The 21,544-nt window shown below is 68.1% G+C and carries 16 protein-coding genes; 10 read left to right on the forward strand and 6 right to left on the reverse strand.

Annotated elements, in window-relative coordinates; genetic code table 11:
• Positions 1 to 7 precede the first annotated feature (7 nt).
• The 7 genes from OMP44_RS18900 (at position 8) to OMP44_RS18930 (ending at position 12,420) form a co-directional block, all read left to right on the forward strand.
• The gene (locus OMP44_RS18900; protein WP_280310395.1) at positions 8 to 1,741 is read left to right on the forward strand and encodes an ABC transporter ATP-binding protein; all 1,734 of its coding nucleotides are present in this window, start codon (positions 8 to 10) and stop codon (positions 1,739 to 1,741) included.
• Entirely contained in the window at positions 1,738 to 3,483 is a 1,746-nt protein-coding gene (locus tag OMP44_RS18905) for an ABC transporter ATP-binding protein (RefSeq protein WP_273862707.1), read from the forward strand. The genes OMP44_RS18900 and OMP44_RS18905 overlap by 4 nt, the downstream gene beginning before the upstream one ends.
• Positions 3,484 to 3,555: 72 nt before the next feature.
• On the forward strand, positions 3,556 to 5,028 hold the full coding sequence (gene amn, locus OMP44_RS18910) for an AMP nucleosidase (protein WP_280310397.1): 1,473 nt from the start codon (positions 3,556 to 3,558) through the stop codon (positions 5,026 to 5,028).
• A 596-nt stretch (positions 5,029 to 5,624) separates the two neighbouring features.
• On the forward strand, positions 5,625 to 6,788 hold the full coding sequence (locus OMP44_RS18915; protein WP_158896225.1) for a type III PLP-dependent enzyme: 1,164 nt from the start codon (positions 5,625 to 5,627) through the stop codon (positions 6,786 to 6,788).
• A 181-nt stretch (positions 6,789 to 6,969) separates the two neighbouring features.
• Positions 6,970 to 9,186, forward strand: a complete 2,217-nt coding sequence (locus OMP44_RS18920; RefSeq protein ID WP_280310400.1) for a TonB-dependent receptor — start codon at positions 6,970 to 6,972, stop codon at positions 9,184 to 9,186.
• A 61-nt stretch (positions 9,187 to 9,247) separates the two neighbouring features.
• Positions 9,248 to 9,931 carry a Fe2+-dependent dioxygenase gene (locus tag OMP44_RS18925; RefSeq protein WP_187978611.1) on the forward strand — a complete coding sequence of 228 codons (684 nt, stop codon included), beginning with the start codon at positions 9,248 to 9,250 and terminating at the stop codon, positions 9,929 to 9,931.
• Positions 9,916 to 12,420: a PepSY domain-containing protein gene (locus OMP44_RS18930; protein WP_280310403.1), complete on the forward strand. Its 2,505-nt coding sequence runs from the start codon at positions 9,916 to 9,918 to the stop codon at positions 12,418 to 12,420. Before OMP44_RS18925 ends, OMP44_RS18930 begins: the two co-directional genes overlap by 16 nt.
• Positions 12,421 to 12,428: 8 nt before the next feature.
• Here OMP44_RS18930 and OMP44_RS18935 read toward each other — a convergent pair whose 3' ends face one another.
• Both OMP44_RS18935 and OMP44_RS18940 read right to left on the reverse strand, forming a co-directional pair.
• A complete protein-coding gene (locus OMP44_RS18935; RefSeq protein ID WP_241495391.1) occupies positions 12,429 to 12,878 on the reverse strand; it encodes a DMT family transporter in 450 nt (149 codons plus the stop codon).
• A 196-nt stretch (positions 12,879 to 13,074) separates the two neighbouring features.
• Complete coding sequence (locus OMP44_RS18940; protein ID WP_133859944.1) at positions 13,075 to 13,938, reverse strand: MBL fold metallo-hydrolase; 864 nt, start codon at positions 13,936 to 13,938, stop codon at positions 13,075 to 13,077.
• A 141-nt stretch (positions 13,939 to 14,079) separates the two neighbouring features.
• Between OMP44_RS18940 and OMP44_RS18945 the strand changes: the two genes are divergently transcribed.
• Both OMP44_RS18945 and OMP44_RS18950 read left to right on the forward strand, forming a co-directional pair.
• The gene (locus tag OMP44_RS18945; protein ID WP_280310650.1) at positions 14,080 to 14,520 is read left to right on the forward strand and encodes a GtrA family protein; all 441 of its coding nucleotides are present in this window, start codon (positions 14,080 to 14,082) and stop codon (positions 14,518 to 14,520) included.
• An 8-nt stretch (positions 14,521 to 14,528) separates the two neighbouring features.
• Positions 14,529 to 15,458: a glycosyltransferase family 2 protein gene (locus tag OMP44_RS18950; RefSeq protein ID WP_280310652.1), complete on the forward strand. Its 930-nt coding sequence runs from the start codon at positions 14,529 to 14,531 to the stop codon at positions 15,456 to 15,458.
• On the opposite strand, the gene zapE is transcribed toward OMP44_RS18950, so the two are convergent.
• Positions 15,455 to 16,555 (reverse strand): cell division protein ZapE, encoded by a 1,101-nt coding sequence (gene zapE, locus OMP44_RS18955; RefSeq protein WP_280310407.1) that lies wholly within the window; start codon positions 16,553 to 16,555, stop codon positions 15,455 to 15,457. The two genes, OMP44_RS18950 and zapE, sit on opposite strands and share 4 nt — an antisense overlap.
• Positions 16,556 to 16,715: 160 nt before the next feature.
• On the opposite strand from zapE, the gene OMP44_RS18960 reads away from it, so the two are divergent.
• A complete protein-coding gene (locus OMP44_RS18960) occupies positions 16,716 to 17,936 on the forward strand; it encodes a pyridoxal phosphate-dependent aminotransferase (RefSeq protein ID WP_133859942.1) in 1,221 nt (406 codons plus the stop codon).
• Here OMP44_RS18960 and OMP44_RS18965 read toward each other — a convergent pair whose 3' ends face one another.
• The 3 genes from OMP44_RS18965 to OMP44_RS18975 all read right to left on the reverse strand — a co-directional run bounded on the left by OMP44_RS18965 (position 17,937) and on the right by OMP44_RS18975 (position 21,544).
• Positions 17,937 to 18,623 (reverse strand): hypothetical protein, encoded by a 687-nt coding sequence (locus OMP44_RS18965; protein ID WP_280310413.1) that lies wholly within the window; start codon positions 18,621 to 18,623, stop codon positions 17,937 to 17,939. It lies immediately after the preceding gene.
• Between the two features lie 153 nt (positions 18,624 to 18,776).
• The gene (locus OMP44_RS18970; protein ID WP_280310415.1) at positions 18,777 to 20,114 is read right to left on the reverse strand and encodes a sigma-54-dependent transcriptional regulator; all 1,338 of its coding nucleotides are present in this window, start codon (positions 20,112 to 20,114) and stop codon (positions 18,777 to 18,779) included.
• Positions 20,099 to 21,544 (reverse strand): sensor histidine kinase, encoded by a 1,446-nt coding sequence (locus tag OMP44_RS18975; protein ID WP_280310417.1) that lies wholly within the window; start codon positions 21,542 to 21,544, stop codon positions 20,099 to 20,101. Before OMP44_RS18975 ends, OMP44_RS18970 begins: the two co-directional genes overlap by 16 nt.

The raw sequence follows: 21,544 nt of genomic DNA on the forward strand, positions 1-21,544 counted from the left end.
CGGTTCTATGGCGTTGTGGCGGTTGTTGCGTGATTTCTTCCTGCGCCAACGGCGTGCCTACGGGACTGCCATCCTCTGCCTGCTGGGCGTCGGCCTGCTCAACCTGACGCTGCCCTGGTGGATCGGCAAGGCCATCGACGCCCTGCGCGCCGGCGAGCTGGATCAGACCGGCCTGCTCTGGCGCGTCGCCCTGATCGTGGCGGTCGGCTGTGGCCTCTATGTGCTCCGCTATCAGTGGCGGGTGCGCCTGTTCGGCACCTCCTACCAGGTCGGCGTGGAGCTGCGCGACGCCTTCTTCGCCAAGCTGGCGCGGCTGGACCCCGGCTTCTTCCAGTCCAGTCGCACCGGTGACCTGCTGGCCCGCGCCACCCAGGACATCGACGCCGTGGAGACCGCGGCCGGCGAAGGGGTGCTGGCCAGTTTCGATGGCATGCTGACCCTGCTGCTGGTGCTGCTGGCCATGTTCATCGGCATCGACGCGCCCCTGGCCGCCCTGGCGCTGTTGCCCTTTCCCTTCATGGCCTGGGGTTTCTATCGCGTGGCGCGGCGGGTGCAGCAGCGCTTCGGCCTGGCGCTGGCCGGCTTTTCCGCCCTCAACGACCGCACCCAGGAAGCCTTGAGCGGCCTGCGCATGCTGCGCCAGCATGCCTTGATCGAAGCCGAGCTGGACGACTTCGACGCCCGCGCCCGCAGCGTGGCCAAGGCCGACTACCAGGTGCAGCGCACCGAGGCGCGCTACGAGCCGATCATCTTCGTCGCCCTGAGTCTTGCCACCCTGCTGACCCTGGTCATGGGCAGCTGGCGCTATCTCGACGGCCACATCACCCTTGGCCAGCTGACCAGCTTCAGCCTCTATCTGGTGCAGCTGATCTGGCCGATGTTCGCCATCGGCTGGTGCTTCAACCTGCTGCAGCGCGGCGAGGCCGGGGCCCGCCGGCTGGAAGAGGTGTTCGCCGTCACCGAGCGCATTCGCGACGAGGGCACCCGGACGCCGCCGGACCAGGCCGATCTGTCGGTCTATATTCCGGCCTTCACCTATCCCCAGGCGCGTCAGCCGGCCTTGCAGGACGTGGTCATCGACCTGCCCGCCGGCGATACCCTGGGCATCGTCGGCGCCACCGGCAGCGGCAAGAGCACCCTGCTGCGCCTGCTGCTGCGCCAGTTTCCGCTGGAGCAGGGCAGCATCCGCTTGGGCGGGGTGCCGCTGGAGGAGTATCGGCTGGGCGATCTGCGCGCCCAGTTCGCCTATGTGCCCCAGGATCCCTTCCTGTTCGCTCGCACCCTGGGTGAGAACGTCGCCCTCAGTCGTCCCGATGCCACCGCCGGGGAGATCCGCGAAGCCCTGGACGCCGCCGCCTTCGCCACCGATCTGGCGGCGCTGCCGCACGGGCTGGATACGCCGGTGGGCGAGCGCGGCCTGACCCTCTCTGGCGGCCAACGCCAGCGGGTGGCCCTGGCCCGGGCGTTGCTCTCGCCCGCGCCCATCCTGCTGCTGGACGACACCCTCTCGGCGGTGGATACCGCCACCGAAGCCCGCTTGCTCAAGACGCTGGCCGGGCTGGAGGGACGTACCACACTGATCGTCAGCCACCGTCTCTCGGCCGTGCAGCACGCCGACGAGATCATCGTGCTCGACCAGGGCAGCCTGGTGGAGCGGGGTCGCCATGGCGAGCTGCTCGCCGCCGGGGGGCTCTATGCCCGACTGTGGAATCTTCAACAGGCGGAGGAGGCCAGCCAATGACCAGGACGCGCGTGCTTTCCCTGCTGCTCAAGCCGGTACTGGCCAATCCGCGCAAGCTGGCCGGCACCCTGGCGATCCTGGTCGTGGCCACGCTGTTCGACGTGCTGGGGCCCTGGCTGACCAAGCACTACCTGGACAACTACCTGGTGCCCCACGACCTGCGCCTCTGGCCGCTGGTGGGCCTGGTCGCCGCCTATGTGGTTTCCCAGGGCCTGGCCGCCTATGGCCGCTATCTGCAATCCCTGAGATTCGCCGAGATCGCCATGGACGTGGTGCTCCTGCAGCGGCGCCGGCTGTTCCGCCATGTGCTGAGCCTGCCGCAGAGCTTCCACGATCGTACCGCCACCGGCGAACTGGTGGCGCGGGTCACCAACGACACCGATGCCCTGCGCGAACTCTATGTGGCCTTCCTCGGCAACATGGTCGGCAACATCGTGCTGCTGATCGGCATCCTGGTGGCCATGGCGCTGCTCGACGTACGCCTGATGGCCATCGCCGTGCTGCTAATCCCGGCCGCGGTGCTGATCGTCTGGGCCTACCAGCGATACAGCGGCGCGGCGGCCATGGAGGTGCGGATGCTGCGCGCCGAGCAGAGCGCCCGCCTGGGCGAGGCCATCGGCGGCATGGGTCTTCTGCAGGCCTTCAACCAGACCGAGCGCTTCCGCCAGGATTTCCAGCGCCTCAACCAGGCCCAGTACGGTGCCCGCATGCGCACCATCCGCGTCTCCGGGTTGCTGCTGCGCTCGGCGCTGGATCTGGTCAGCGTGGCGGTGCTGGCGGTGCTGCTGCTGGTCTACGGGATGGGCCATCTGCAGGGCGGCGCCGAGATCGGTGTGCTCTATGCCTTCGTCACCTACCTGGGGCGGGTGACCGAGCCGCTGATGGACATCACCCAGAGATTCAACCTGTTCCAGCAGGCCACGGTGGCCGGCACCCGGCTGCTGCACCTGCTGGAAGAGAAGCCGGCATTGAGTGGCGAAGATGACCGGCCCATCGCGACCGCGCACTTCCACCTCGACGCGGTGCGTTTTCGCCATGCCGGCGCGGGTCACGACACCCTGCACGGCATCGACCTGGACATCGCTCCGGGCACCTTTCTCGGTATCGTCGGCCCCACCGGCAGCGGCAAGTCGACGCTGCTCGACCTGCTCGCCGGACTGCAACCGGTCACCGGCGGCCACCTCTGCCTGGACGGTCGCGAACTGGGCACGCTGACCCCGGAAGTGCTGGGCGCCGCCCTGGCCAGCGTGCCCCAGGAGCCCTTCATCCGTTCCACCAGTCTCAGGGACAACCTGCTGCTGGGCAGCCAGGTGTCGGATGCGCGGCTGCGCGAGGCCCTGGCTGCCGCCCATATGGACGACCTGGTGGCGCGGTTGCCGGAAGGCCTGGATACCCTGCTGGGCGAGCGTGGCTTCACCCTGTCCACCGGCGAGCGGCAACTGCTGGCGCTGGCCCGGGCGCTGCTGCGCGAACCCAAGGTCCTCTTGCTCGACGAGGCCACCGCCAGCATCGACAGCGCCACCGAGGCGCGGCTGCAGGGGGCGCTGGACGAGTTGCGTGGCCAGGTCACCCTGATCGTGGTGGCGCACCGGTTGTCCACCATCCGCCATGCCGATCGCATCCTGGTGCTGCGTGATGGCCGCAAGGTGGAGGAGGGCAGTCACGAGGCCTTGCTGCAGCGGCCCGACGGCCATTATCGCCGGCTGTGGGAACAGCATGCCCAGGGTGACAAACCCCTATGAGCCGTCACAGCCGTTGTCACCCAGGGGTGTTAGGGTGTCAGCTATAGCCAGCGCCCCAACAAGGAAACCTGCATGACCTCCGTATCCGAGGATTTCACCGCCGTTGCCACCGCCAGCGAGGCGGTCGACCGTCTTGCGGCTCTGCACGACGAGGCCACCCAGGCCCTGGGTGCCGCCCTCAAGCGCTATCTCAAGGATCGCGTCGAACCCAGCGCCGCCGAGCGCGAGCTGTTCCGCTATCCCGAGATCCGCATCCGCTACCGCGCGCCCGGCGTGCCGCCGGCCACCACCCGCGCCTACGCCAAGATCCAGCTGCCCGGCACCTATGTGGCCACCGTGACCCATCCGGCGGCCTTCCGCGGCTATCTGCTGGAGCAGCTCGAACCCCTGATGCGCGACTACGACCTCCAGGTCGAGATCGGTCGCAGTCGCCAGGACATCCCCTATCCCTATGTGGTGGAGCAGGGCGACGAACTGGCCGGCAGTGGCGTGACCGCCGCCGAGCTGGCGCGGGTCTTCCCCAGCACCGATCTCTCCGCGGCCCACGATGACATCGCCGACGGCCACTATGACTGGGAGCGCATCGATCCGCTGCCGCTGGCGCTGTTCGACGCCGCCCGCACCGATTTCTCGCTGAGACGCATCGTCCACTACACCGGCAGCGACTGGCGTCACGTGCAGCCCTGGATCCTGCTCACCAACTACCATCGCTACGTCGACCAGTTCATCCAGCATGGCCTGGAGCAACTGCGCAACGATCCGCGCTTCGAGCGTCTGGTCCTGCCGGGCAATGTCGTCATCGAGCGCGACATGGATCCCAGCGAGGCCCAGGCGGTCATCGCCGCCATCGCCTGGCACCGCTTCCAGATGCCGGCCTACCACCTGATCGCGAGCGACGGCCATGGCGTTACCCTGGTCAATATCGGCGTCGGCCCATCCAATGCCAAGAACATCACCGACCACCTGGCGGTGCTGCGCCCACACTGCTGGCTGATGATCGGCCACTGTGGCGGCCTGCGGCAGTCGCAGACCATCGGCGACTACGTGCTGGCCCACGCCTACATGAGACGCGACGGCATCCTCGACCGTGTGGTGCCACCGCACATCCCCATCCCGGCGCTGGCCGAGGTGCAGGTGGCGCTGCAGGAAGCCGCCGCCAGCGTCACCGGCGAACGCGGGGAGGCGCTCAAGCGTCGCCTGCGCACCGGTACGGTACTGACCTACGACGACCGCAACTGGGAGCTGCGCTGGGCCCAGGAACGCCCGCTGATCAACCTGGCGCGCGCGGTGGCGGTGGACATGGAAAGCGGCACCATCGCCGCCCAGGGCTATCGCCTGCGGGTACCCTACGGCACCCTGCTGTGCGTGTCCGACAAGCCCCTGCACAGCGAGATCAAGCTGCCGGGCTCGGCCAACGCCTTCTATGCCCGCGCGGTGAGCCAGCACCTGGCCATCGGCATCGCCGCCCTGGACCAGCTGCGCACCCAGCTCGACTCCCTGCACTCGCGCAAGCTGCGCAGCTTCGACGAGCCGCCGTTCCGCTAAGGCGCTGGGGTTGGGGTTGGGCGTGTTGGGCTTCGTTGCGCTCAACCCAACCTACGGCGAGGCGCCTGAATCGAAGGTGGCCTGGCATCGCTCGGATGACCCCCTCTCCCCCTGGGAGAGGGTTGGGGTGAGGGCGTACTCAGGCACCGAACGCCCCAGTGGAAAAGGCTGCGCCGTTTTCCACGCTAGGGTGCCATGCCCGAGATGACGCAACTCCATCGCCAACGCCCGACGATGACGTCGTCCGGCCTCCTGATTTCCCCCTGTCATCGCCCTCCAGGAACATCTCGGCGCCCGCTCCGGTCGGTTGCAGGAGAGGGGTGAGTCCGCACGCGTCACCGTTCGGTAAAGATCATGGATTTAACATTGATCTTCAGGGCGTCTGGCCCTAAAGTTCGCGCCCGAACGTCCATGCTGGAAACGATCCATCCGGCTCAAGTACCGACGACGAGACAGCGAGGTCAACGCCAGTACGCGTTGACCTTTTTGCTTTCGGCGATGTGCCTTGGGAAGTAGGCGAACCAAAGTGGGGAAACGGATTAGGCGTTCAGAACACCCCCTCCTTCAATTTGTTCTGCCCATCGGGAGTCCGACGCATGTCCATCAAGGTCGAAGATTACTATTCTCGCGAAACCTTCCAGAAGATGAAGGCCTTCGCCGACCAGCAGGAAACCCCCTTCGTCGTCATCGACACCGCCACCATCGGCCGGGCCTATGACGATCTCGTTGGCAACTTCCCGTTCGCCAAGATCTATTACGCGGTCAAGGCCAACCCGGCCATCGAGATCACCGAGTTGCTGCGCGACAAGGGCTCGAACTTCGACATCGCCTCCATCTACGAGCTGGACAAGGTGCTGTCCACCGGTGTCGAGCCGGAGCGCATCAGCTACGGCAACACCATCAAGAAATCCAAGGACATCCGCTACTTCTACGAGAAGGGCGTGCGCATGTTCGCCACCGACTCCGAGGCTGACCTGCGCAACATCGCCAAGGCCGCCCCGGGCTCGCGCATCTATGTGCGGATCCTCACCGAAGGCTCCAACTCGGCCGACTGGCCGCTGTCGCGCAAGTTCGGCTGCCAGCCCGACATGGCCCTGGATCTGCTGATCCTGGCCCGTCAGCTGGGCCTGGAGCCCTATGGCATCTCCTTCCACGTCGGCAGCCAGCAGCGCGACATCGACGTCTGGGACGCCGCCATCGCCAAGGTCAAGGTGATCTTCGAGCGTCTCAAGGAAGAAGACGGCATCACCCTGAAGATGATCAACATGGGCGGTGGCTTCCCGGCCAACTACATCCATCGCACCAACAGCCTGGAGACCTATGCCGAGGAGATCATCCGCTTCCTCAAGGAAGACTTCGGCGACGAGCTGCCGGAAATCATCCTGGAGCCGGGCCGCTCGCTGATCTCCAACGCCGGCATCCTGGTCAGCGAAGTGGTGCTGGTGGCGCGCAAGTCGCGTACCGCCGTCGAGCGCTGGGTCTATACCGACGTGGGCAAGTTCTCCGGCCTGATCGAAACCATGGACGAATCCATCAAGTTTCCGATCTGGACCGAGAAGAAGGGCGAGATGGAAGAAGTCGTCATCGCCGGGCCGACCTGCGACAGCGCCGACATCATGTACGAGCACTACAAGTACGGCCTGCCGCTGAACCTGGCCAGCGGTGACCGCCTGTACTGGCTGTCCACCGGCGCCTACACCACCAGCTACAGCGCGGTGGAATTCAACGGCTTCCCGCCGCTGAAGGCCTTCTACCTCTAAGGGCTTTCCGCGTCGATCGAGCCCGCGTCCCGCCAGGGACGCGGGCTTTTTCATGCCTGGTGAAAAGCGCTGTGTCAGGCGCTTTTCCGTATTGTTAAGAATAATTTACATTCGCTATGGATTTGATAATCGTTTGCAAATAGAATCGCGCCGCATTCACATAAGGAGGCGGCTCGCCATCATGTCCAAGGAAATGTCCTCGCTGTCCCAGCGTCGTCTGCTGGTTTCTACCTTCAGTGTCGCCGTCGCTTCGCTGTCCCTCGGGGCGCAGGCCCAGGACGCCAAGGAGCCGGTGACCCGCCTGGAAAGTCTGACCATCGAAGGTCAGGCGCAGCAGGAAGGCTTCAAGGCCGAGCAGTCCGCCTCGCGCAAGTACACCGCGCCCCTGCTGGACACCCCGCAGACCGTGACGGTGGTGCCGGCGCAGGTCATCCAGGATCAGCAGGCTCTGAGTCTGAGATCGGTGCTGTCCAACGTGTCCGGCATCACCTTCAACGCCGGCGAGGGTGGTGGCGGCTCCGGCGACAGCATCAATATCCGCGGCTTCAGCGCCAACTCGAACATCCAGATCGATGGCCTGCGCGACAGCACCCAGACCAACCGCACCGACACCTTCAACCTGGAATCGGTCGAGGTCATCAAGGGCCCCAATTCGGTGTTCGGCGGCGCCGGCACCACCGGTGGCTCCATCAACCTGATCAGCAAGAAGCCCCAGGAGCGCCAGTTCACCCGCATCGGCGCGGGCCTCGGCACCGACAGCTATCGCCGCCTGACCCTGGACACTAACCAGCCGCTGCAGGGCGTGGGCACCGACAGCGCCTTCCGGCTGAACCTGATGGCCCACGAGAACGATGTGCCCGGCCGCGACCAGATTGATCGCGAGCGCTGGGGCATCGCGCCGTCGCTGGCCCTGGGCCTGTCGGACGATACCCGCCTGACCCTGAGCTACTTCCACCAGACCGACAACAACCAGCCCGACTACGGGGTGCCGGCGCTCAACGGCAAGCGCCTGGGCGGGGTGGATCGCGATGCCTATTTCGGCTTCCAGAACATCGACAAGGAAGACATCAACAACAATGTCTTCACCGTGGAGCTGGAGCATCGCTTCAACGACAACCTGAGTCTGCAGAACCTGACCCGCTACAGCCGCATCGAGCGCGACGTGGTGATCTCGGCGTCCCACGTCAACCTGGGTGGCGTCGCCGCGGGCCGCTATCGCCCGGCCGGTCCCCAGGGCTATGGCCGCGACGTGACCTCGGAGATGTGGATCAACCAGACCAACCTGACCGGCAACGTCGATACCTTCGGCCTGGGGCATTCCTTCGTCCTGGGCGCCGAGTTCTCCCGCGAGGACTACGACCGCGACACCTACAGCTATGGCCTGACCTTCCCCGCTGCCGGCTACTCCCTGGCCGCGCCGCCGGAGCGCTATGACGGCGCCACCGACAAGCAGACCTCGGCCATCGCCAACAACGTGCTGATCGACAAGGCGCTCTATGCCTTCGACACCATCGCCCTCAACGACTACTGGGATCTGAACCTGGGTCTGCGCTACGACTGGTTCGACGGCGACAGCGATACCACCCCGGTTGCCAACGGCGTGCGCGGCAGCAAGACCCGCCTGAGTGCCGATGACGCCAAGCTGAGCGGGCGCGCCGGCCTGGTGTTCAAGCCGGCGCCGAACGGCCGGGTCTACGTGGCCTATGGCACCTCCTTCAATCCCTCGGCGGAAAGTCTGACCTCCACCGGCGCCGGTCTGAGCGCGGCCAACCAGGATCTGGGTCCGGAAAAGAACAAGACCTGGGAACTGGGCACCAAGTGGGAATTCCTCGACAAGCGCCTGGAGCTGGACGGCGCCCTGTTCCGCGTCGAGAAGAGCAATGCCCGGGAGACCCTGGCCGATGGCAGCACCGCCCTGGCCGGCAAGCAGCGCGTGCAGGGCATCGAACTGGGCGCCACCGGGCGGATCACCCCGCAGTGGAATGTCTACGCCAACTTCACCTTCCTCGACAGCGAGACGCTCAAGGCCGCCGACACCCTGGACGGGCGCAATCGCGAAGGCCAGGCCCTGGCCAACACCCCGCCGCGTTCGCTCAATCTCTGGACCACCTATGAGCTGCCGGCCGGTTGGCGGGTGGGCTATGGCGCCCGCTATGTCAGCGAGCGCAACGTCACCTCCAGCAACGACGGCGCCAAGCTCGACGACTACTGGCTGCACAACGCCATGGTCGGCTATCGCGTCAATCGCAACGTCGACCTGCAACTCAACGTCAACAACGTCTTCGACAAGGACTATGTGGAGCGGGTGCGCTCGCAACTGGGCGTGAGCACGAGATCGTCGGCCATCGAATACGGCGATGCCCGTTCCGCCATCCTGACCGCGACCTACAGCTTCTGAGGTCGCCTGCAGCAACCGAAGCCCTGCCTGCGCAGGGCTTTCGGCGTTAGAGGGAATCACCATGATGATCAGCGTTCCGGGCGTGCTGACGCCCGAGCAGGTAGGGGAGTGCCGCCAGCGGCTGGAGGCGGCGGCCTGGGCCAATGGCCGGCACACGGCCGGCTTCCAGTCGGCCATGGCCAAGGACAATCTGCAGCTGCCGGCGGACGAGCCGGCGGCGCGCGCGGTGGGCGAGCTGATCCAGCAGGCGCTGGCGCGGCATCCGCTGTTCGTCGCCGCGGCGCTGCCGGCACGGGTGTTTCCGCCGCTGTTCAATCGCTACCAGGGCGGCCAGTCCTTTGGCCTGCACGTGGACAATGCCCTGCGGCCGCTGCCGGATGGCAGCGGCTACCTGCGCACCGATCTGTCGGCCACGCTGTTCTTCTGCGAGCCGGACGAATACGACGGGGGCGAACTGGTGGTGGAAGACACCTATGGCGCCCACAGCGTCAAGCTGGCGGCGGGCGATCTGATCCTCTATCCGGCCAGCAGCCTGCACCGGGTGCTGCCGGTCACCCGAGGCGCGCGGCTGTGTTCCTTCTTCTGGATCCAGAGCCTGGTGCGCGATGCCGGTCAGCGCGGCCAGCTGTTCGAACTCGACCAGGGCATCCAGCGAGCGGCCGCCGAGCTGGGGCAGGGCCATGAGGCCTGCCTGCAGCTGACCGGCGTCTATCACAACCTCCTGCGCCAATGGGCTCAGCCCTGATCCGCAGAGGCCTCTTCCAGCTGCACAGCCTGCTGGGCCTGGCCGCAGGTCTGGTGCTGGTGGTGCTGGGCGTGACGGGGGCGCTCTACAGCTTTCAGCTGGAGTTGCTGGAGCTGCTCAATCCGCCGCCGACCGCCGCGACGCCGGATCGGCGTCCGCTGACGCTGCCGGAGGTGCGGCAGCGCCTGCTCGCTCCGGGCCAGGAATTGAGCTTCGTCTCCAGCATGGCCGGGGAGGGCTACGGCCTGCTCGGCCTGGCACCGGTGAAGGGTCAGGGCCGGGGCGAGGTGCAGCTGTTCGATCGCTACACGGGCGAAGTACTGACGGCGCCTCGCGGCCAGGGGTTCTTTCGCCTGATCCTGGACCTGCACCGCTCCCTGGCCCTGGGGCCGGTCGGCAAGGCCCTGACCGGCGCCGCCACCCTGATCCTGCTGGTGCTCTGTCTGTCCGGCCTCTACCTGCGCTGGCCGCGCCAGGTTCGGCGCTGGCGCACCTGGCTGACCCTGGACTGGCGGCGCCAGGGGCGCAGTTTCCATTGGGACCTGCACGCCGTGGCCGGCACCTGGTGCCTGCTGCTCTATCTGCTGGCGGCGCTGACCGGCCTCTACTGGTCGTACGGCTGGTACCGTGAGGCCGGCGAGCGCCTGCTGGGCGCCGCCCCGGAGCCCCGGATCTCGGGGGTGGTGGCGCGCCAGGACGTGGACCTGGACGCGCTCTGGCGAAGCTTTCGGCAGGAGACCGGCGGACGGGTGGAAGGCTACGGCCTGCTGCTGCCCAATCCGGCGCGCAAGGTCAGCCATCCCACCCTCTGGTACCTGCCCGACGATGCCGAGCATGTCCGTGCCCTCAATCGCATCGTCTTCGACAGCGCGGGGCGGGTGCTCGATCATCGCCGCTACCGCGAGCAGCCGCTGGGCGCTCGGTTGCTGCTCAGCGTCTATGCCCTGCATTCGGGCGAATACTTCGGCCTGGCGGGGCGGGTGGCCCTGCTGCTCGCCAGCCTGGCCATGCCGCTGTTCATGGTGACCGGGCTCTGGCTCTATCTGGATCGCCGGCGCAAACGCCGCCAGGCGCGCCAGGCGCAAAGCGGGCTGACACCGGCCGCGGCGGGCGCCGCCGACTGGCTGATCGGCTACGCCAGCCAGAGTGGCCAGGGCGAGGCGCTGGCCTGGCAGGCCGCCAGCCAGTTGCAGGCGGCGGGACTGAGCGCCGAGGTGGTCGCGCTGGGGCGGCTCTCGGTCGAGCGGCTGCAGCGGGCCACCCGGGCGCTGTTCGTCGTCGCCACCCACGGCGACGGCGAGGCCCCGGATGCCGCGCGCGGCTTCGAGCGACGTCTGCTGACCCAGGCAGCCGCGCTGCCGGGCCTGAACTATGGGCTGCTGGCCCTGGGCGACCGGCGCTATCCGGCCTACTGCGCCTTCGCCCAACGGCTGGATACCTGGCTGGGTGGGCAGGGCGCCCGGCCGCTGTTCGCCCCGGTGGAGGTGGACAATGGCGACGCCCAGGCGCTTGCGCTCTGGCAGGCTCAGCTCCAGGCCCTGGGCGCCGCGCGTGCCGAGGCACCGCCCGAGCGTCCGCTGCAGTCCTGGCAACTGGCGTCGGTGCAGCGGCTCAATGCCGGCAGCCCCGGTGGAGCGGTCTTCGAGCTGCAGCTGTTGCCACCGCCCGGGAGCAGCTGGGCACCCGGCGATATTCTCGAGATCGCGCCACGCCAGCGTGCCGAACGGGTGGCGGCCTGGCTGTCGTCCCTGGGTCTGGCTGCGGACAGTGTGGTGACGCGCGAGGGCTTCACCCAGACCCTCGCCGTGGCCCTGGAAACCCTGCTGCTGCCGGAAGACCAGACCGCGCTGCGGGGGCTGGACGCCCAGGCCCTGCTCGACACCTTGAAGCCCCTCGCCGTGCGCCAGTACTCGATCGCCTCGCTGCCCGGCGAAAGGCCGTTGCGGCTGCTGGTGCGCCAGGCGCGCAAGACGGATGGCCGCCTGGGCATCGCCTCCGGTTGGCTGACCACGGCGCTGCAGCCGGGTGACGTCGTGGAGGCGCGGCTCCGCGTCCATCCCGGCTTCCGACCACCGCTGGACGAACGGCCGCTGATCCTGATCGCCGCCGGTACCGGGCTGGCCGGGGTGCGCCCGCTGCTGGCGGCACGTATCGCCGCCGGGCACAGGCGCAACTGGCTGCTGTTTGGCGAACGCACGGCAGCGCACGATGATTTCTACGGCACTGAATTGCAGGCCTGGCAGGCACGGGGCGAACTGGCCCGGCTGGACCGGGTGTTCTCGCGGGACGGCGACGGCTATGTGCAGGACCGCCTGCGGGCGCAGCGCGAGCTGCTACTGGACTGGCTGGCGGCGGATGCCGTGATCATGGTCTGCGGCAGCCTGCCGGGCCTGGGGCGCGGCGTCCAGGCCACGCTGCAGGCGCTACTTGGCGAGGCTGAGGTCCAGCGCCTGATCGATCAAGACCGCTACCGCCGCGATCTCTATTAGACCTGGACCTAGGCGCGGGCGATGCACCAGACGCCGGCACCGATCAGCACCACGCCGGCCAGCTTGCCGAGGGTCACCGGGTCCTGGCGAAAGCCGGCCCAGCCGAAGTGATCCAGGCTCAGCGACATGGCCAGCTGTCCGGCGATCACCAGTGCCATGAACAGGGTGGCGCCGATGCGCGGACCGGCGAAGGCGGCCATGGCGATAAAGAACATCCCCAGCAGGCCGCCGCACCAGTGCCACCAGTGCAATTCGCGCAGGGCACCCAGGGTGGGGACGCCACGCTGCCAGAGGGTCAGGCCCAGCAGGGCGAGCAGGCCGACCATGAAGGAAATGGACGCCGCGGCGAAGACGCTGCCGAGGTGCCGGGCCAGTTGGCCGTTGATGCCGGCTTGCAGCGGCAGGCAGGCACCGGCGATGAAGGGCAGGACGAGCAGCCACCAGACGGGCATCGACAGGACTCCAGGTGAAAAGGGGCGCGCAGTATGCCCCAGGGTTGGGCGAAACAGTCGTGGCGACGATTTCCGGTAGCTGTCCCTGACGCCTGTATTCAGCCGAAGGCCCCCGCAGGGGGCCGTGTCAGCGCGGATTCAGGGATGATCGCTGGGGACTGGACGACGAGGGCTGGGCGAGGGTGGCCCTGCCGCTCACTGCCTAGAAACCGTCGATGGGAATCTTCAGGTAACGGCGGCCATTGGCCTCGGCCGGCGGCAGGGTGCCGGCGCGGATGTTCACCTGGATGGCCGGCAGGATCAGCGTCGGCATGGACAGGGTGGCGTCGCGGCGGGTACGCAGGGCGACGAAAGCGTCTTCGTCCACGCCATCGCGGACGTGGACGTTGAGGGCGCGCTCTTCACCCACGGTGGTCTCGTGGCGCGCTTCGCGGCCGGCGGGCGGATAGTCGTGGCACAGATAGAGGCGGGTGGCCTCGGGCAGGGTCAGCAGCCGGCGGATCGAACGATAGAGGTCGCGGGCGCTGCCACCCGGGAAGTCGCACCGCGCCGAGCCGACATCGGGCATGAACAGGGTGTCGCCGACGAAGACATGGTCTTCCTCCACCTGGTAGGCCATGTCGGCCGGGGTGTGGCCGGGCACGTGCAGGGCGCGGGCGCTCAGGGCACCGATATGGAAGACCTCGTCGGGCTGGAACAGGTGATCGAACTGGGAGCCGTCGAGGCGGAATTCCGCTTCCAGGTTGAAGACGTCCTTGAAGGCGCCCTGGACGCGGCGGATGCCTTCGCCGATGGCGATGCGGCCGCCCAGCTGCCGCCTTAGATAGGGCGCGGCGGAGAGGTGGTCGGCGTGGGCATGGGTCTCCAGCAGCCACTCCACGGTCAGCCCCTGGTCGCGCACGAAGCGGGCGACGCGATCCGCCGACAGGGTGGCGGTGCGGCCCGAATGCGGATCGTAGTCCAGCACCGAGTCGACGATGGCGCAGCGGCTGCCGGGTGCCTCGTAGATCACATAGGTGAAGGTGGACGTGGTGGCGTCGAAGAAGGGTTCGATGCGCGGAGTCATGACCGGGCCTCGTGAAGAGATGGGATGTCCCACCTTAACACGGGGCTCCGCCGCTCCGCGGCGTGCCTCGTCGCCGCAGGTCGTATGGCCTACAGCAGACCGTTCGTCGCCAGACTGCGGAATTGCAACGGCTGCAACAGGATGTTTCGATACCTCCGAGGTAACGTGCGCCGGTCAAGTGCTGTTGCATCGAGGTCAAGCGTGTCTACAACCGGATCCCTGGCCAAGTCGGCGGCGCAGCCCCTGCGATTCGCTCTGGTCGGTGCTGTGGCCACCGGAGTCCACATGGCCATCGCTGCCATGCTGTTGGGGATGTGGAGCTGGCCAGCCTATCTTGCCAACCTGGGCGCCTTCCTGGTCGCTTTCGGCGTTTCCTATCTGGGTCACCGCTATCTGACCTTCGCCCGTGCCGGCTCGCCATGGCGCTTCCTGCCGGTGGCGCTGGCCGGCTTTGGCCTCAACAACCTGCTGCTGACCGGTCTGCTTGCCTGCGGGGTGCCGGCCCTCTATGCGCTGCTTGCCGCCACCGCCCTGGTGCCGGTGTTCAGCTATCTGCTGTCATCCCTGTGGGTGTTCCGATGAGCGATGCCGTGAAGCTTTCCCTGGTGGTGCCGGTCTTCAACGAAGAACTGGCTATCGGGCTTTTTTACCAGGCGGTCTGCCTCCATCCCGAGTTGTCGCGGCACGATCTGGAGCTGTTGTTCGTCGACGATGGCAGCCGCGACGGCAGTGCCCGAGTGCTGGAGCGCCTGCACCGAGAAGATCCGCGAGTGGTGCTGCTGCAGCTGTCGCGCAATTTTGGTAAGGAGGCGGCGCTCTTCGCTGGCATCGAGCACGCCAAGGGGGACGTGGTGGTGCCGCTGGACGTGGATCTACAGGACCCTTTGGACGTCATCCCGCGATTGCTCGAACAGTGGCAGCAGGGCGCCGACGTGGTGCTGGCCAAGCGTGTCAATCGCAGCAGCGACAGCCCCCTCAAGCGGCTGACCGCCAAGGGCTTCTATCGCCTGCACAATCGCATCGCCCAGACGCCCATCGAAGAGAACGTCGGCGACTTCCGGCTGATGAGTCGTGAGGTGGTGGACGCCATCCGCGAGCTGCCCGAACGCAACCTGTTCATGAAGGGCATCCTCTCCTGGGTGGGTTTCGACACCCGGGTGGTGGAATACGAGCGCGCGCCGCGCAGTGCCGGCTCAAGCAAGTTCAACGGCTGGAAGCTGTGGAATCTGGCGCTGGAGGGCTTCACCTCCTTCAGTACCGTGCCGCTGCGACTCTGGACCTATCTGGGGGGCTTCGTCGCCCTGGTGTCCCTGGCCTACGCCGGCTATCTGATCTTCGAGAAACTGGCCTTTGGCAACCGGGTACCTGGTTATCCCTCGTTGATGACCGCCATCCTGTTCTTTGGCGGCGTGCAGCTAATCGGCATCGGTGTGCTGGGTGAGTACATCGGGCGCATCTATATCGAGACCAAGCGGCGACCGCGCTATGTGCTCAAGCTCGGAGCGAAGCGCGACGGCTAATACCGCGCCTGCTGCATCTCCCTCAGGCGACTCAGGGTGCGGCGGAAGGGGAATTCCAGAAAGCCGCGGGTGTACAGCTGCTCCAGGGGCACGGCGGCGTCCAGGTAGAGCGGGCGGCGGCGGTCGTAGGCTTCGTCGACCAGGGCGATGAAGCGGCGCACGGCGTCGTCCTGGGGTGCCAGGCGGGGCAGTTCGCGGTCGCCGGCGAGGACCCGCGTCGCGCCGTCTTCGGTGCCGCGGGCGATCCGGCCCGCGCGGGGATCGCCGGACAGGCAGGGGACGTTGCCCAGCAACAGGGCGGGGAAGCGGGTACAGAGATCGATGTAGTCGGTGGTGGCCCAGGCGCCCTGGCAGAGCACGGCGAAGTCCAGCCAGATCGCGCTGGAGGCCCGCTGCACCACGGGCAGGGGGCGCTCGCCGAGTATCAGGGGCGCGGTCGTCACGGCTTCCCCCGGGGTGAGGCGGGCAAAGGTCGTGGCGAGGGCGGTGGGATCGTCCACCCAGAAGCGCGGTTCGGCTTGGCCTTCGTGCAGGCGGTGGTCCTGGCCGCCGTCCACCTCCAGCACGTCCAGTCGCGCCTGCAGCGCGGCGATGGCGGGCAGCAGGCGCTCGCGATTGAAGCCGCCGGCATAGAGCTGCTCGGGCGGCTGGTTGGAGGTGACCACCAGCACCAGGCCCTGGTCCAGCAGTGCGCGCAACAGGCCGCCCACCAGGATGGCGTCGCCGATGTCGCTGACGAAGAGTTCGTCGAAGCACAGCACCCGCACCTCGGTAGCCAGTTCCCGGGCCAGCACCTGCAGGGGATCGCGGGTGCCGCTGAGCTGGAACTGCCGCTGGTGCACCCAGCGCATGAAGTGATGGAAGTGCTGGCGGCGGGCGGGCACCGGCAGGCTGGTGTGGAACAGGTCCAGCAGCCAGGTCTTGCCACGCCCCACCGGTCCCCAGAGATAGAGACCGCGTGCCGGACGCCCGGCCAGCAGGTCGGCGTGACAGGCGTCCAGCTGGCGCGCAGCGGCTTCCTGAGCGACATCGGGCAGGCGGTCGCCCTGGGCCAGGGCCCGGCGGTAGGCGGCGAGGGGGGAAAGGGCATTGGACATGGCCGCCACTCTAGCGCCCGTGCTGGCAGCAGACCATGCCCCGGCGGAATGACGTGAGTCCTTTATAGCGTTTGAAGGCCGGCCGCGGCGGTTCGATAGTGCGAGACGACCCTGCCGGACGCCGCCGGCACCCGCTTTCATCTCTGCCTGGAGCCCCGTCATGGCCGCCGATTCGACCCTGCACCTCGCCCACTGCCTCGCCTCCGTGGGCGTCTCCGAGATCCTCAAGATCACCGAGCGGGCCAACGCCCTGCGCCGCCAGGGCGCCGATCTGCTGGTGCTGGGTGCGGGCGAGCCAGACTTCGATACCCCGGAGCACATCAAGGAAGCGGCGATCCAGGCCATCCGCGCCGGTCAGACCAAGTACACGGTGCTGGACGGCAGTCCGGCGCTCAAGGAGGCCATCCGCCGCAAATTCGCGCGGGAGAACGACCTGGTGTTCGCCCAGGACGAGGTGACCGCCTCGGCCGGTGCCAAGCAGGTGATCTTCAACGCCATGATGGCGACCCTGGACGCGGGTGACGAGGTGATCATCCCCGCTCCCTTCTGGGTGACCTATGCCGACATCGTCACCATTCTCGGCGGCACGCCGGTGGTGCTGCCGTGCCGTGAGGAGGATGGCTTCCGCCTGACTGCCGCGGCCCTGGAGGCGGCCATCACCCCGCGCACCCGCTGGGTGATGCTCAACTCGCCGTCCAACCCCTCGGGGGCGGCCTATGGCGAGGAACACTATCGCCCGCTGCTGGAGGTGCTGCTGCGCCATCCGCAGGTCTGGCTGATGGTTGACGACATGTACGAGCACATCCTCTACGACGGCTTTCGCTTCGTCACCCCGGCGGCGCTGGAGCCACGGCTGCGCGAGCGGACCCTGACCATCAACGGCGTCTCCAAGGCCTATGCCATGACCGGTTGGCGCCTGGGCTATGCCGGTGGACCCAAGGCGCTGATCCAGGCCATGGCCAGTGTGCAGAGCCAGGTGACCTCCTGCCCCTGCTCGGTCAGCCAGGCCGCGGCCATCGCCGCCCTGGACGGGCCGCAGGACATCGTACGCGAGCGCTGCGAGCTGTTCCGCGAGCGACGGGATCTGGTGGTGGATGCCTTGAACGCGGTGCCGGGTCTGTCGGCGCGGCGGCCCGAGGGGGCCTTCTATGTCTACGCCAGTTGCGCGGGGATATTGGGTCGGCGGACTCCGGGCGGGGAGGTGATCGACAGCGACACGGCCTTTGCCCGCTACCTCATGGATGAAGGCGGGGTGGCGGTGGTGCCAGGCTCGGCCTTTGGCCTGGCGCCTTACTTCCGGGTTTCCTACGCCACCTCGCACGAGGTGCTGGAGGAAGCCTGCCGCCGGATCGCCGAAGCGACCCGGCGGCTGCTGGCCTGATCAGCCGGCCGGCGGGGTGTCCAGGGTCTGCAGCGAGTTGGCGTCGGCGCCCACGGCGCTGACCCGGAAGGCACGCCCCTGGGCATTGGCCACCAGCTCGCCGCGCACTGCCACGTTCTGACCCGGCTTGAGCAGGGCTTGCAGGCGCAGGGCTTCATGGGGCGGCAGGCGCAGGGCGGTACCGTCCTGCAGCAGGGCGCCGTTCACGTCGCCACGGGGACCGTGCAGCAGCTGGACGATCTGGCCCTGGAGGCTGTCGCCATCGCGCTCGGCGCCAGGTGCCGGGGGCGCCGGCGGACGGCGACCGCCCACGCGATCCGGGCCTTCATCGGTGACCGTCTTGCCGGTCTGGACATTGGTCAGAGAGACCGCCTGGACCAGTGGCAGGCTGGCGGCGCGCAGGCCGGCGACGTTGATGCTGTCACCCGGCTTGAAGGTGGCGGCCAGTTGCTCGGACAGGTGCGGCGGGGTGTTGACCTCGGTGCCGTCGGCGAGGATCAGGCCATCGATATCGCCCCGGGGATTGAGCAGGAACTGCTTGAGCTGGCCCTGCTGGGTGGGAATCTGGGCGCTGGCCGCGGTGGTGGTGGCGGTGCTGCCGGCGGGTGCGGTCTGTGCCAGGACGAGGCCGCTGACGGACAGCAGGGCGAAGGTCCCGATCACGAGGGTTTGGGTCTTGGTAGGCATGGATGACTCCTGCGGTGGTTGACGATTAGGCTATTGCAGGGGCTGTGCCAACTTTTATTTTATATATAAATCAATAGGTTGAGATTTACAGTGGCCGTCCGGGCCAGGCATTGCGTCCGGCTGGCGGACAGGTCTGTCGGCAAAGCGGACAGCCTAGGCGGGGCTGTCGTCTGCGCCGACACCCAGGCCCAGCCGACTCAGCTTGGTATAGAGCAGCTGGCGATGGATGCCCAGGCGGCGGGCCGCTTCGGCCCGATTGCCGCCGCTGCGCTGCAGGGCGCGCTCGATCAGCAGGCGTTCCAGGCGCGCGGTGGCTTCGGCCAGGGTCTCCTCCGGCCAGCTGGCGTCGATGGCTAACTCATCCGGCGTCTCGCCCTGCAGGAAGGCAAGGTCGGCGGCGACGATGCGCTCGCCCTGGGCCAGGGTCGCGGCGCGCTGGATGGCATTGCGCAATTCCCGCACGTTGCCGGGCCAGGAGTGGCGCAGCAGCAGGGCGGCGGCATCGTCCGCCAGCACGCGACCGCTGGCGGCGAGGAAGTGCTCGGCCAGCGGCAGGATGTCGGCCCGCCGCTCGCGCAGGGCCGGCAGGTGGATGGGCACCACGTGCAGGCGATAGAAGAGGTCCTCGCGGAAGTCGCCACTGGCGACGCGCTGGGCCAGGTCGCGGTGGGTGGCCGCTACCAGCCGCACGTCCAGCCGTACCGGTGCGCCACCCACCGGCGTCACCTCGCGTTCCTGCAGGGCGCGCAGGATCTTGGCCTGCATCGGCAGCGGCATGTCGCCGATCTCGTCGAGAAAGAGGGTGCCGCCCTGGGCCTCGCGAAAGGCGCCCAGGCGATTGGCGGTGGCCCCGCTGAAGGCGCCGCGCACATGGCCGAAGAGTTCGCTTTCCAGCAGGTCCGGCGGGATGGCCGCGCAGTTGACCGCCACGAAGGGCGCCCCGCGTCGCTTGCCGTGCTCGTGGATGGCGCGGGCCACCAGTTCCTTGCCGGTGCCGGTCTCGCCGGTGACCAGCACCGTGGCCTCGCTGTCCACCAGGCGGCCGATGGTCTTCTGCACTTGGCGCAGGGCGTCGCTGCCGCCCACCAGCGTATGGCCATCGACCGCGGTCGGCGGCATGTTGGCCGGGCCGCGCTGGGCGGTCATCCCGGCCAGTACCCGGATCAGTTCTTCGCGGCCGATGGGCTTGGTGAGGTGGTCGAAGGCACCCAGGCGCATGGCCTCGATGGTGTTGCCGGCGCTGGCGAAGGCGGTCAGCACCGTGACCGCCGGCGGCTCGGGGCGGGCGCGAATGCGCGCCAGTACCTCCAGGCCATCCAGCCCGGGCATGCGCAGGTCGAGTAGCACGGCGTCCACCGGTTCCTGCGCCAGGCGCTGCAGGCCCGCTTCGCCCCCGTCGGCCTGCAGCACCCGGTAGCCCTGGTCCGCGGCGGTTTCCGCCAGGGCGTCGCGCAGAGCGGCGTCGTCGTCGATGATCAGCAGGGTTGGCATGGCAGGAGAATCTCGAAGCGAGTGGGGACGGAGGGTTCGATCAGCCGGGCCTCGCCGCCGTGGGCGCGGGCGGTCTCGCGGACCAGGGCCAGGCCCAGGCCGGTGCCTTCGGGGCGACCGGTGACGAAGGGCTCGAAGAGCTGGCCGCGCAACTCGGTAGGTGGTCCCTGGCCTGCGTCTTCCACCGCCAGCACCAGCCAGTCGCCACGGCAGCTGGCGTCGAGACGGATCTCGCTGGCGGCCGGGGCGGCCTGCAGGGCGTTGAGCAGCAGGTTGTCCAGGGCGCGGGCCAGGGCGTCGCGATCGAAATAGCCCTGCTCGATGGCCACCCTGGCGGTCAGGCGGATGCCGCGCTGGGCGGCCTGGTCTTCGTGACCGGCCAGCACCTCGCGGCAGAAGACCGGCAATTCGATGGCGGTCGGTTGCAGGTGCAGCGGCTGGGTGAGGTCGAGCAGGCGGCGCAGCAGGCGGTCGAGGCGGGTGACCTGCAGCAGGATGGCGTCCAGCGCGCGCTGCTGACGGCCGCTGTCGCCGGCCAGGGCGTTCTCGGCCTTGAGGCGCATGGCGGCCAGCGGATTGCGGATCTCGTGGGCGACCCCGGCGGCTACCCGGCCAAGGGCGGCCAGCCGTTCACTGGCGTGGACCTGGGTGGTCAGCCGCTGGGCCTCGTCCCGTGCCTGGGTCAGGCGCTGCCCGGCCTGGTTGAGCGCCGCCAGCACCCGATCCAGCTCGCGTTCGCCGGTGAGGGCGAGGGTGGGCAGGTCGTGGCTGGCACTGGCTCCCAGATCGCGCTCGACTCGCGCCACATGCCGCGACCACTGCCAGGTGAGTCGACCGAGCAGCAGGGTGGCGGCGAGCATGGCCAGCAGCAGCAGGCCCAGGCCCAGTTTCAGCTGGCGCTGACCGCTGCCCTCGGCGAAGGTCAGGCGGGTCAGGGTCCAGGCGGCGAGATCGGGGATGGGGCCGGACAGCGGGCAGGCGGCGACCAGCACCGTGGCGCCGTCCGCGCTGAAGCTGTCGCTCAGGCTGCGTGCCTCGGCCAGGGTCGCGGCGGAGAGATCGGCCAGGTGCTGGCGTTCGGCGGCGGTCAGGGAGAAGGGACTGGCATCGGCCAGGAGCCCCGCCTGCTCCTGCCAGAGACCGCCGGCCATACCGCGATAACGCAACAGGGCGACACTGGCCACGCCGGCGAGACTGCGCTGCAGGGCCGGATCAGCGAGGCCAGCGGTAGGGCCGGACCAGCCATTGCTGTAGAAACGATAGCTGCTGGCGATGGCCTGGCAGGCCTGCTCGGCTTCCACCGTGGCCTGGCCGAGCTGGGCACTTTCCGACTGGCGCAGCAGCAGGATCATCAGCCAGCCGACCCCGACGGCCATGCCGCCGAGCATCAGCAGCAGGGCAATCAGACGACTGCGCAGCGATCCGAACAT

The organism is Pseudomonas flavocrustae (assembly GCF_029872515.1).
Taxonomy (GTDB): Bacteria; Pseudomonadota; Gammaproteobacteria; order Pseudomonadales; family Pseudomonadaceae; genus Chryseomonas; species Chryseomonas aestiva.

Excerpts from the sequence above, each read along its gene's own strand:
- OMP44_RS18900 (WP_280310395.1), top strand. The coding sequence starts at position 8 with ATGGCGTTGTGGCGGTTGTTGCGTGATTTCTTCCTGCGCCAACGGCGT.
- OMP44_RS18905 (WP_273862707.1), top strand. The coding sequence starts at position 1,738 with ATGACCAGGACGCGCGTGCTTTCCCTGCTGCTCAAGCCGGTACTGGCC.
- amn (WP_280310397.1), top strand. The coding sequence starts at position 3,556 with ATGACCTCCGTATCCGAGGATTTCACCGCCGTTGCCACCGCCAGCGAG.
- OMP44_RS18915 (WP_158896225.1), top strand. The coding sequence starts at position 5,625 with ATGTCCATCAAGGTCGAAGATTACTATTCTCGCGAAACCTTCCAGAAG.
- OMP44_RS18920 (WP_280310400.1), top strand. The coding sequence starts at position 6,970 with ATGTCCAAGGAAATGTCCTCGCTGTCCCAGCGTCGTCTGCTGGTTTCT.
- OMP44_RS18925 (WP_187978611.1), top strand. The coding sequence starts at position 9,248 with ATGATGATCAGCGTTCCGGGCGTGCTGACGCCCGAGCAGGTAGGGGAG.
- OMP44_RS18930 (WP_280310403.1), top strand. The coding sequence starts at position 9,916 with ATGGGCTCAGCCCTGATCCGCAGAGGCCTCTTCCAGCTGCACAGCCTG.
- OMP44_RS18940 (WP_133859944.1), bottom strand. The coding sequence starts at position 13,938 with ATGACTCCGCGCATCGAACCCTTCTTCGACGCCACCACGTCCACCTTC.
- OMP44_RS18945 (WP_280310650.1), top strand. The coding sequence starts at position 14,080 with ATGTTTCGATACCTCCGAGGTAACGTGCGCCGGTCAAGTGCTGTTGCA.
- zapE (WP_280310407.1), bottom strand. The coding sequence starts at position 16,555 with ATGTCCAATGCCCTTTCCCCCCTCGCCGCCTACCGCCGGGCCCTGGCC.
- OMP44_RS18960 (WP_133859942.1), top strand. The coding sequence starts at position 16,716 with ATGGCCGCCGATTCGACCCTGCACCTCGCCCACTGCCTCGCCTCCGTG.
- OMP44_RS18965 (WP_280310413.1), bottom strand. The coding sequence starts at position 18,623 with ATGCCTACCAAGACCCAAACCCTCGTGATCGGGACCTTCGCCCTGCTG.
- OMP44_RS18970 (WP_280310415.1), bottom strand. The coding sequence starts at position 20,114 with ATGCCAACCCTGCTGATCATCGACGACGACGCCGCTCTGCGCGACGCC.
- OMP44_RS18975 (WP_280310417.1), bottom strand. The coding sequence starts at position 21,544 with ATGTTCGGATCGCTGCGCAGTCGTCTGATTGCCCTGCTGCTGATGCTC.